Origin of the sequence: Mangrovibacter plantisponsor (genome assembly GCF_003182475.1) — a bacterium.
Classification (GTDB): domain Bacteria; phylum Pseudomonadota; class Gammaproteobacteria; order Enterobacterales; family Enterobacteriaceae; genus Mangrovibacter; species Mangrovibacter plantisponsor.
The window spans coordinates 111,134-120,335 of the sequence record NZ_QGTS01000014.1 but is presented as its reverse complement, the minus strand read 5'-3'; the positions used below and the strand labels follow the sequence as shown (position 1 = coordinate 120,335).

Annotated in this window: 6 protein-coding genes and 1 pseudogene; 2 read left to right on the top strand and 5 right to left on the bottom strand. The window is 52.7% G+C overall.

Features of this window, described 5'->3' with window-relative positions:
- A pseudogene (locus DES37_RS20375) lies at positions 1–959 on the bottom strand (hypothetical protein); the annotation flags it as partial.
- A 508-nt stretch (positions 960–1,467) separates the two neighbouring features.
- On the bottom strand, positions 1,468–2,409 hold the full coding sequence (gene rlmF / locus DES37_RS20365; RefSeq protein ID WP_110027602.1) for a 23S rRNA (adenine(1618)-N(6))-methyltransferase RlmF: 942 nt from the start codon (positions 2,407–2,409) through the stop codon (positions 1,468–1,470).
- A gap of 115 nt (positions 2,410–2,524) precedes the next feature.
- Here rlmF and DES37_RS20360 point away from each other — a divergent pair, with 115 nt between their 5' ends.
- Positions 2,525–3,154 carry a flavin reductase family protein gene (locus tag DES37_RS20360; protein WP_110027600.1) on the top strand — a complete coding sequence of 210 codons (630 nt, stop codon included), beginning with the start codon at positions 2,525–2,527 and terminating at the stop codon, positions 3,152–3,154.
- 401 nt (positions 3,155–3,555) lie between these two features.
- On the opposite strand, the gene ybiB is transcribed toward DES37_RS20360, so the two are convergent.
- From ybiB to rhlE, 3 genes are all read right to left on the bottom strand, one after another.
- Positions 3,556–4,521, bottom strand: a complete 966-nt coding sequence (gene ybiB / locus DES37_RS20355) for a DNA-binding protein YbiB (protein ID WP_110027598.1) — start codon at positions 4,519–4,521, stop codon at positions 3,556–3,558.
- Positions 4,522–4,536: 15 nt separating this feature from the next.
- Positions 4,537–6,708 (bottom strand): ATP-dependent DNA helicase DinG, encoded by a 2,172-nt coding sequence (gene dinG, locus DES37_RS20350; protein ID WP_110027597.1) that lies wholly within the window; start codon positions 6,706–6,708, stop codon positions 4,537–4,539.
- 186 nt (positions 6,709–6,894) lie between these two features.
- Positions 6,895–8,262: an ATP-dependent RNA helicase RhlE gene (gene rhlE / locus DES37_RS20345; RefSeq protein ID WP_110027595.1), complete on the bottom strand. Its 1,368-nt coding sequence runs from the start codon at positions 8,260–8,262 to the stop codon at positions 6,895–6,897.
- Between the two features lie 260 nt (positions 8,263–8,522).
- On the opposite strand from rhlE, the gene cecR reads away from it, so the two are divergent.
- The gene (cecR, locus tag DES37_RS20340; protein WP_110027593.1) at positions 8,523–9,194 is read left to right on the top strand and encodes a transcriptional regulator CecR; all 672 of its coding nucleotides are present in this window, start codon (positions 8,523–8,525) and stop codon (positions 9,192–9,194) included.
- The last annotated feature ends 8 nt before the right edge of the window (positions 9,195–9,202 follow it).

Genomic DNA, 9,202 nt, shown 5'->3' with positions numbered 1-9,202 from the left:
TGTACGTTGCTGTTATCCCCGGTAATGGCAATGCCCGTGGAGCCTTCACCACTGACGCTGGTGTCCCCGCTGTTGCTGACACTGGCGTTGTCGCCGGTGATCAGCGTACCGGTACCGCCGCCGGTGACCGAGCTGTTGCCTTCGTTGCTGACGCTGGCGTTATTCCCGGTGATAACCGTGCCTGCCGAGCCCTGGCCGCTGACGCTGGTCTCCCCGGTGGTGGTGACACTGGCGTTGTCGCCGTTCACGCTCACCCCGGTGCCGCCCGCGGTTATCTCGCCGTTGCCATTGTTGGTGACCGTGGCGTTGTTGCCGTTCACTTCCAGCCCCACTGAGCCTTCACCGCTGACTGTCACCCCGCCATCGTTGGTGGTGCTGGTGTTATTGCCGTCCACCACCGTGCCTTTGCCGCCTTCGGTGACGTCCGTGTCGCCTTCGAGGGTGTTGTCTGTGTTATTGCCGGTCACCAGGTTGCCGATTTCCCCTTCCCCGGCACTGGTGTTGCCTTCCAGCGTGTTTTCCTGGTTGTCCCCTTCCAGCTTATTGCCAATTTCCCACTCTTCGTAGTTATTGCCGTCGCCATCGCCGCCATCTCCGCCTTCGTTACGGTCGCCGCCACTGCCGCCGCCCCCGCTGCTGCCACCAGCTGCAATGGCAATGGTGGCCGCCAGTGCGGCAGCCCCGCCCCCGGCGAGCAGGGTGGTCTGGTCGGTCATCCACGCTGGCAGTTCACTGGCCTGTGCTGCCTGGGTTTCTTCTGGCTGCTGTTCCGTTGCCTGGCACTGTTCTGCCAGTGCCGCCTGCTCTTCACCGGTAAGCAGGCTCAGGTCTGCCGGGCACTCCAGGGTTTCTGCGGGGGCAATGGTTGCCGGAGGCGGGGTTTGTGCAAAAGCCTGGCCGTTCAGTGCCAGGGAAATACACACCGAAAGCGCGCTGAGTGCTGCGGTTTTGTTTTTCATCAAACTGTCCTTATTTGTGGGGCCACCGGCCAGGTGCCGTTTCCGGGGAAAACGCTCCGGCCTCTGGTCATTAAAGGCGGCCAAAAAACAAAAGAAATTAAGCAACCGGGGCAAAAAAACCGCACCGGTTTTGCCAGACGCAGTTATAAGAACAGCAGGCAGGAAAAGATAATTGGTTTGTTCAGCACAAAAGCAGGCATTGATAGGTACAACGATCAATATAAGAAAACTGATCGCTCACGCCGATCAAAATAATAAAAATAGCCATTAATTTTAAATAAAATCAATATATTAAATACAATCAAGACGTGGTTTTATAAACAGGAAAAGTGTATTTATAGAAATTAACGAGAGAGGTTTACGGTATTAAAAATACAGTATGTTTATTATTGGTTTAAGTTCCCAATAACCAGCCAGGAAGAATGCAAGATAATAGTGAAGGAAAAAGAAAGAAATAACGAACTAACCAGTACTGTGAGGGGCAAAACAGCCCCTCACTTAATGACTTTTATTTACCCCATTTCCCCGCCCAGGCCAGGCGCTCTTCAGGGGACAGATAGCTCCAGGCGATAAAACGGCTCTGCTTTTGCCCTTGAGACATAGGCTGTTTCACCACCATCGCCACGCCAGCTTCACGCAAAGCATACTCAATACTGCGCATATGTTCTGCTTTAGATACCAGCGAGGTAAACCATAACACCTGGCCGGCAATTGTGCGGCTCTCCACTACCATCTGGCGAATAAAGGCCAGTTCTCCCCCTTCGCACCATAACTCACTGTGCTGCCCACCAAAATTGAGTGCAGGTGTGGCACCGTTAAGCCCCAGGTTTTTGCGTTTGCGGGTATTACCTTCCAGCGCTTCCTGAGCGGAGGCATGAAAAGGCGGGTTACATAACGTGGCATCAAAACGGTCTGTTTTGGTTACTACACCGGCGAAAATAGCACCCGGTGTTTTTTGGCGGCGTAAACGAATCCGGGTACTCAGCCCGGGGTTTGCCTGGATTACCTGTTGGGCATGGCTCAGCGCCTCTTTACTGACATCTGTTCCGGTAAAGCGCCAGCCATACTCATGCTGCCCAATCAACGGGTAGATACAATTCGCACCGGTACCAATATCCATCAGGCTGGCTGAGTTCGGTACCCCCTGCCTGCCTGTCCGGGCCAGCAAATCAGCCAGGTGGTGGATATAGTCAGCTCGCCCAGGCACTGGCGGGCACAGAAAACCTTCCGGAATATCCCAGTGCTGGATACCGTAATCCGCCGCCAGTAATGCACGGTTAAGCATTTTAACCGCATCAGGGTCCGCGAAATTCACGGTTTTCTCCCCGCGAGGTGAGAGTTTTACTTTACTCCCCAGCTCAGGCAGGGCCTGAACCAGGCGGTCAAAATCATAACGGCCCTGGTGGCGGTTACGCGGGTGCAACTGGTTTTTCTCGGCAATCTGTTTCATCCTGGCTCCTTGTGTCCGGGCGCGTAAGATACGCGTTCAGCATAACAAGGTAAAGTGCAAGCCATATACCTTGTGCTAGCCTGTTGGTTACCTGTTAATTATCTGGCTGCCAAAAATGACCACTGATTACTACTATTATGAGCCTGAACAGGGGCATGGTTTGCCCCATAATCCACTGAACGCAATTATTGGCCCACGACCAATTGGCTGGATTTCATCAGTCAATGAACAGGGGGTTGCCAACCTTGCTCCTTACAGTTTTTTTAATTGCTTCAACTACCAGCCCCCTATTATAGGATTCGCCAGTTCCGGGTGGAAAAACAGTGTGGAAAATATCACCCGCACTGGCTACTTTGCCTGGAACCTGGTTACCCGCGAGCTGGCCAGTGCCATGAATGAGACATCGGCATCCGTTGCTGCCGGAGTGGATGAATTCGCGCTTGCCGGGTTAACTCCGGCTGCTTCCCGCAAAATACCCGTTCCCCGTGTCAGTGAGAGCCCGGTCAATTTTGAATGCAAACTGACACAGTGCATTCAGCTCACTAATGCCGCAGAAGAAAAGCTGAATACCTGGCTGGTATTGGGTGAGGTTGTCGCAGTTCATATCGCCGCTCACCTGCTGGAAGATGGGGTTTACCAGACGGCAAAAGCACACCCGGTTATGCGGGCTGGTGGCCCCAGTGCTTACTACGGGATTGATGAGTCACTCAGATTTGATCTTATCCGGCCCGATGACCGTGGATAATGCCTTCCCGCAAACAGCCAGATTCAATTATTTTGAATAACTACAACAAGGTTTTTACATAGCCACCAGGTGGGAATGACTGAGATAATAGCGCTAACAGAGTAAGACAAGACATATAAAGACGTACCTGCACGGAACCCCCTGTTAAACAGGCTCAGGTTCCACCATCGCTATTTTCGTACAGAACGTTGTTGAGGCCGGTTCTTAATGAGCCGGCCTCAATTTATATGGGTTATATGGGGTGCCTGAAACCACTCCCGTGGGTTGTATTTCTCTGTGTTATTTACCCTTGTTTTTGCCTGAATATCAGGCTCAGCCACCGCCATACCTGCCACTATTTTACCTGCAACCAGGTATCGTGGCCGGGCCACGCGCGGTGGCTTTTTTATGCTTACGCAGCGCTAAATCAACTGCCCCACCCGCTGTAAACCTTCTTCCAGCGTTGCGACTTCTGCTGCCGCCAGTAAACAACACGCTAACTGAATCTGGATAGATTCCGGAACAGGCTCTTCACCGCGCAAACAGCGTGTTAACCACTCAACAGTCAGTTGCGGGTCTTTGCCAGAAGGGAAAACTGGCGCAGGGCTGACTTCTGCCTGACGGCTATAAACCACCTGCTCACCGGCGGCATTCACCCAGTTTATTTGCGGGCAACGTAATGGGTTGGCGTACACTTCCCCTTCAGTTCCGTGCATCACCAGCGCCTGGCCACCCACAGTCTGGAAAAACTGGCTCACGCGGGATAAATATTCCGGGTGCGAGACACTCGAAAGCCGTAATGCCGCATTTTCCGGAAAAGGCGTCAGCAATTTTGCCAGCGTGTGAGCGCTGTTACGCACCCCCATTCGCCAGCGCAGTGCCAGTTGAGTTGCCAGCGGCGGGCACAAAGCACTGACAGGTATATAAACAGGTTTATCACCTTCCAGCTCTGCCTGAGCCTGGCCACGAGAATGAACCGCCTCAATGCCCATCATGGAAAACAGCGTTTCCGTGATTACCCTGCCCGGGTCATCGCTCACACCATGGACCACAACCGGGAAACCCAGCCGGGAAAGTAACAAGGCGAGTAGTGGTGTCAGGTTCGGTAACTTACGTGCGCCGTTATAACTGGGAATAACGATGGGCACAGGCCTGCCTGCCGGGGCAGAAAGCTGCAGCGTATGCGTGCGCGTGGCCTGGTAAAAGCCCTGCATTTCGCTTTCACCTTCCCCTTTGACACGCAAAGCAATTAATACCCCGCCCAGTTCCAGTTCAGGAACGTCTCCGCGTAACATGCTGGCATATAATGCCTGAGCAGTTTCGCAGTCCAGATCCCGGGCATGATTTTTACCCCGGCCAATCTCTTTGATAACTTTACGGTAATCCATACTTTACTCTCTGCCTTATTTTTCCCGAGCCTGGCGAGGTGAGCGCCTGCGTTTTTTTTCCGGTTTGCCCGGTTTTGCAGAGCGAGGGACCGCTGGTAGCTCAGGCTGGCTGATAGGAAATACAGGTAACGCATCCAGCAGCCTTTTACCATAGTTTTTTGTCAATAAGCGCCGGTCATAAATCACCACTTCCCCCCAACAACTGTGGCTACGTATCAGGCGGCCCACTTGCTGAATCAGTGTGAAAGAGGCTCCGGGCAGGCTTTGTACATCGAACGGGTAGCGTTTCAGGCTTTTTAGCCACTCCCCTTCGGTAATCACCACCGGGCTGTCTACCGGGGGAAATGCAATTTTATGGATATGGACCTGGCTTAACAGTTCACCTTTCAAATCCAGGCCTTCGGCAAAAGACTGCAACCCAACCAGCACACTGGTTTCCCCCTGGCTTACACGCTTACGGTGAAGCTCAACCAGCCGGTAACGGGGCTGGTCGCCCTGCACCAGTAACACCAGACGCAGATCCTGCACTTCTTCAAGAAAAATATTCATTGCACGGCCACTGGCAAATAACACCAGCATCCCTTTGTGCTTGCCTGCCTTGAGTTGCTCACGGAAAAACGCCGCCATCTCGGCAATATGCTGGCGCTCTGTTGCTGGCTGAGGGTCGGTTTGCATTTGGGGAATAACAATGCGCCCCTGGTCTACATGGTTAAAGGGGGAATCCAGAGTAACGAAGGTATCCCCCCGTTTTTCATGCAGCCCGGTGAGCTCCTGAATGCGGGTATAACTGTTCAGGGAACGTAATGTGGCTGAAGTCACTACAATATGGGGAATTTGCCGCCACAACAGGCGTTCCAACTGGTCGCTGACACGAATGCCAACACAGTGGAAGAACAGGTGAGCCTGGCCATCCTGAAAAGTACGGGTAAACCATTTTGATACCGGTGCTCCGGAGGCTTTTTCCATTGCCGCCAGCCGCCACAATTTACTCTGCGCCTCAAAGTGGCCAAAAGCCCGGTTAGTTTGCAGAATCAGGCGGTGCAACCGCACAATATCATGCTGCCCGGTGCGTTCACTTAAATCATTCAGGAATGATTCTGCAAGGCCACGCAATGCATCGGTCAGTTTTGCCAGGCGCTCACAATGGGCCATGATATCTTCGGGCAAAACCCCCATGGGGAAACGGTAATCACCTTCTTCTGTGGCTGGCAGCGCTAAATCAAATTGTGCAACCAGGCCCGCAAGATGTTCAGTGATTTCTTCACAATGGTTTGCCAGGCGCTCGGGTGTTGCCAGCGGAGGAACCGTTTTAGGGCGGAACTGCTCCAGGCAGGTGCTGACCAGTTTGCAAAACAGATCCAGCTGCAGGCGGCTCCAGCCAGGCGTGATTTCCGCACTCATTTCCAGTGCATCACGGGCAACCTCTGGTATATGGTGGCCTTCATCCAGTACCAGTAGCAAATTATCTGGCTCCGGTAACACGGATTCACTCTCCATTGCCGCCAGCACCAGAGCATGGTTCGCCACCACCACTTCAGCTTCACGAATTTCACGGCGGGCCACAAAGAAAGGGCACTCACGGTACCAATGGCAGTTGCTGCCAAGGCAACTGGCGCGGTCTGTGCTCAGGCGCGCCCATAACCCGTCATCAATAACTTTATCTGTGTGGTCACGCAGACCATCCCAACTGTAGCTGTCGAGGTCTTTCTTTAATGCCGCACAGCGCTGTTGTTCTGCTTTATTTTTCGGCGTGAGGTCATCATCAAGAAACGCTAACAGATCCCCCTGGCTGCTGTTATCGCTGGCGAGGGCTTCCAGGTTACGTGGGCAAACATAGCGCCCACGGCCAAAAGCGGCTGTATAACGCAATTCAGGGATTATCTTGCTCAGAAGAGGGAGATCTTTACTGTAGATCTGATCCTGCAACGCGACGTTCGCAGTACTGACCACCAGCGTTTTTTTTTCATCCCGGGCAAGGGCAATCCCCGGAATCAGGTAGGAGAGCGTTTTACCTACGCCCGTTGGCGCTTCAATAACCAAATGCCGGCCGCTGTCACCCGCCAGGTTTTTTGCCACCTCGGCAATCATATGCCGCTGAGGAGGGCGAGGGATAAAATCAGGGATTTGTTGTTGCAGCGCTTTGTACCATGCGGCAATTTGCGCCTTTTGTGCCGCGGATAAGGCCATTGCAGTTCCTGTACTGTATAAACAACCACTATTGTGGCATTTTTTCGTGGCTGGCTGAACTGCTTTTTGGGGCAAATTGGTTTACTGGAAGAGAGCCGGCAATTCTGTGAACCAGAATTGCCGGGAACGGCTAACAGACCGGGGGTTAACCGCAGTGGCAGGCAGTTTTATCAGCCACGCAGGCCATTACTGGCCGTTACTGCCATTCTCTTTTCGGGGAGCACGCGAGCGGTGGGGTTTTGCCGGGCGGTTTTCAGGTTTGCCGCTGGCATTTTCAGGCCGGGCACCACGGTTTTCTGGGCGCGGGGTGCGTTTCTTCGCCGGAGCCCCGGCTGAAGGGCGGCTACCACGGCCCTGGCCACCACCACGGCGGCCACGCGACTGGCGGTCTTCCACTGGTTCCGCTTTGATGGACGGGTCTGGCTCATAGCCGTCAATCGCCATGCGCGGTATTGGGCGTTTAAGTAAGCGCTCAATGTCTTTTAACAGTTTGTGCTCGTCTACACACACCAATGACACCGCCTGCCCGGTTGCTGCCGCGCGCCCGGTACGGCCAATACGGTGAACATAGTCTTCCGGCACATTTGGCAACTCATAGTTAACCACATAAGGCAGTGATTCAATATCAATACCACGTGCAGCAATGTCTGTAGCCACCAGCGCACGAATCGCGCCGGATTTAAAATCGGCCAGCGCACGGGTACGGGCTCCCTGGCTTTTATTACCATGAATAGCCGCAGCGCTGATGCCGTCTTTGTTCAGTTGCTCCGCAAGGTGGTTGGCACCGTATTTTGTGCGGGTGAAGATCAGTACCTGCTGCCAGTTATCTTTACCAATCAGGTGAGACAACAATTCACGCTTACGCTTTTTATCAACCAGGTGTACATATTGTGTCACCTGTTCTGAAGGCGCATTACGGCGTGCAACTTCAATCACTTCCGGGTTTTTAAGTAGCCCGGAAGCCAGGTGTTTAATGTCATCTGAGAAGGTTGCGGAAAACAGCAAGTTCTGGCGTTTTGCCGGTAATTTTGCCAGCACACGGCGAATATCATGAATAAAACCCATATCCAGCATGCGGTCTGCTTCATCCAGCACCAGTACTTCTACTTTATCCAGGCTGACTGCATTTTGGTGCACCAGGTCCAGCAAACGCCCTGGAGTGGCGACCAGAATATCTACGCCACCACGCAGCTTCATCATTTGTGGGTTGATGCTGACACCGCCATACACCACCAGTGAACGCAGTTTCAGGTGGCTGCTGTAGGCACGCACATTTTCCCAAACCTGTGCAGCAAGCTCGCGGGTAGGCGTCAGAATCAGAGCACGAACAGGGCGTTTGCCACTGACCGCATGCGGAGACTGAGACAATTTCTGCAACAATGGCAAAGTAAACCCGGCGGTTTTCCCGGTCCCGGTCTGTGCGCTGGCCATTAAATCGCGCCCGGCAAGCACTGCCGGAATCGCCTGTTGTTGAATTGGGGTTGGCTCGCTATAACCCTGTTCAGCTACTGCCTGTAAAATTGCCGGATTTAACCCGAGTGATTCAAAAGACATAACAACTCCTCACTCACCCTGCCCGCAGTTTACGGCGTAGTTCCAGGGATCGTCGTTTTAGTGGCAAGGGAACCCCTTAACCAAACAACAGCGACACAACCACAGTGTCATGAAGCGGCGGAGTGTAACAGCTTTTCCGTCGCGCTGCATAAATTCCCGCGAACAGAAATTTCTGCAAAATAATACGCTGCCAGTAGCCATATACCAAAAGCTGGCATAAACTTAATCAAACGATTGATTAACTTTTACTTGCTCTGGTGATGAATACGATGAATACGCCCGTCACCTCTCGGGGTGAACTCGCTAAAAACCAATTAATTACTGCCGCTATAGCGCAGTTTGGTGAGTTTGGTTTGCATGCAACCACACGAGATATTGCAACACAGGCTGACCAAAATATCGCTGCCATTACTTACTATTTTGGTTCAAAAGAAGAACTGTATATGGCCTGCGCGCAATGGATAGCAGATTTTATCAGCCATAATTTCCAGCCACATGTTGCTTCCGCGGTACAGTTACTTTCCCGGGAACAACCAGACAAAACGGCAGTGCGCGAGTTAATTCACCTGGCCTGCGGCCATATGTGCAAATTGCTGACCTCAGATGAAACCCTCAACCTGAGTAAATTTATTTCCCGCGAACAGCTTTCCCCCACTTCCGCTTACACCCTGATTCATGACCAGGTGATCGCCCCCATGCATGATCACCTGTGCGCATTAATCGCCTGTTACTGTGAGCGGGATCCACTGGATACAGAAACCATTTTGCATACCCATGCCTTGTTAGGTGAGATCCTGGCGTTCCGCCTTGGGCGCGAAACCATTTTATTACGCATGGGCTGGACCCAATTCGATAATCAAAAAGTTGGGCTGATTAGCAACGTTATCGCATCGCATATTGATTTTATTTTATACGGACTGTCTCAACACTGAGGAACGCT

What these genes read in the sequence shown, in the direction of transcription:
- rlmF (WP_110027602.1), bottom strand. Translation starts at nt 2,409, where the DNA reads ATGAAACAGATTGCCGAGAAAAACCAGTTGCACCCGCGTAACCGCCAC.
- DES37_RS20360 (WP_110027600.1), top strand. Translation starts at nt 2,525, where the DNA reads ATGACCACTGATTACTACTATTATGAGCCTGAACAGGGGCATGGTTTG.
- ybiB (WP_110027598.1), bottom strand. Translation starts at nt 4,521, where the DNA reads ATGGATTACCGTAAAGTTATCAAAGAGATTGGCCGGGGTAAAAATCAT.
- dinG (WP_110027597.1), bottom strand. Translation starts at nt 6,708, where the DNA reads ATGGCCTTATCCGCGGCACAAAAGGCGCAAATTGCCGCATGGTACAAA.
- rhlE (WP_110027595.1), bottom strand. Translation starts at nt 8,262, where the DNA reads ATGTCTTTTGAATCACTCGGGTTAAATCCGGCAATTTTACAGGCAGTA.
- cecR (WP_110027593.1), top strand. Translation starts at nt 8,523, where the DNA reads ATGAATACGATGAATACGCCCGTCACCTCTCGGGGTGAACTCGCTAAA.